The sequence below is a fragment of the Algoriphagus terrigena DSM 22685 genome, assembly GCF_000429445.1.
Taxonomy (GTDB): domain Bacteria; phylum Bacteroidota; class Bacteroidia; order Cytophagales; family Cyclobacteriaceae; genus Algoriphagus; species Algoriphagus terrigena.
Map to the genome: position 1 here is coordinate 1 of NZ_AUBW01000057.1, position 1,478 is coordinate 1,478.

1 protein-coding gene is annotated in these 1,478 nt (G+C 45.5%); it reads right to left on the reverse strand.

Annotation, left to right across the window (positions count from 1 at the left end):
• Nucleotides 1-181: 181 nt before the first annotated feature.
• Nucleotides 182-1,405, reverse strand: a complete 1,224-nt coding sequence (locus G459_RS0123855; RefSeq protein WP_026969827.1) for an IS110 family RNA-guided transposase — start codon at nt 1,403-1,405, stop codon at nt 182-184.
• Nucleotides 1,406-1,478 lie beyond the last annotated feature (73 nt).

Below are 1,478 nucleotides of genomic sequence, written 5' to 3' on the forward strand. Positions count from 1 at the left end.
TTTTTTTTCTGAAAGTCTGGTTAGCTTACCCCATAGTTGTTCCAGGACATCAGTTTTGGCTAAGTTTTTTCTTTAGAGAAAAGTTTTTTCTACGTGCTCTTAGGCAACAGCTGTGGGTGCTTAGCGTCTGATATCAGTTTTATGCTCGGGGTATAGTCCACCAAAAAAAAGACGACCTTTTCTAGTTGGACGCTAATGATTTAAGTTTTTGGAGCCTTTTTTCTAGGCGCTCCATTTCCGCTTTTCTTCGTTCATCAATGATCTCCTGCCTGAGTTGAGGTTCTTTATAAGGGGTATTGTCCCTGAGAATATGATAGGCGGCTTTGAGTATTTCGTGTCCGATGGCCATCGCGGCTTTTTTCTTTCCCCTTTTTTGGGCGAGCTTCCAATACTTGAAAGACAGGTAAGTGTTGAGGGTATGACTGCATGCCCAAGAGGCTTCGATCAGATTGGTTTTGAGATAATTGTTGCCTTGTGTGACCCGGGAAGACAGTTTCTTGCCGGCACTTTGGTTGTTTCCGGGGCAGACTCCCGCCCAAGAGGCCAGGTGTTTGTCAGAATGGAATTTGTCCATCTCTGTACCGATTTCGGCCAGTATCCCCAAGGCAGCCATCTGAGAGATGCCCGGAATGGTCTGTAGGAGATTGAGTTGATGTTCAAATGGTTTTGCGCAAATCGCCAGTTCTGCTTCCAGCTTCTCGATTGCTTGGTTATGGGAATCTATGGTGTCCATGATAAACCGAACCATGTAGCTGTGATGGTCGGTAAATCGGCCGTGGAGAGCCAGTTGGAGTTGTTCTTTTTTACTAACCAACGAGCCTTTAGCCTGATTGGCTAACACGATTGGATCGGTTATTCCTTCCAGCAGTTTTTGGATAATAGCGAGTCCTGTTTTGGAGAACACGTCACTGACTACCGAAGACAGTTTGATATTGGCATCCTGAAGGATGTTTTGTAGCCGGTTTTTGGCTCGGGAACGCTGATTGACGAGTTTTTTGCGATGTCGGAATAATACCCGCATAAACCGCATTTCCTCCCGTGGAACGAAACTGGGTTTGAGCAATCCGCTGAGCAACAACTTGGCAATCCATTCAGCGTCTTTCTTGTCAGTCTTATGTCCGGGTACATTTTTGATGTGCCGGGCATTTACGACCAAAAGTTCAAAATATCCTTCCAGAACATAATACACAGGTTTCCAATAAACGCCTGTGCTTTCCATAGCAACATGGGTTACTCCTTGGTTTTGAAGCCAACCGATCAGCTTCTCCAGATCCTGGGTATGGGTGGCAAAGGTTAACGTCTGCTCTGGCAGATCTTTTCCTGAAACGGTGGCAACTACCGTGTCGCGATGAACATCAAGGCCGCAGCCTCGTTCAATGAGTTGGGGAAATTCTATCATGTCCATATCGTAAATAAGTTGTGGTAACTCCTTTTACGACTTTCATGGCTGTGGGTGAATTTCCCTAATTCATATAAGT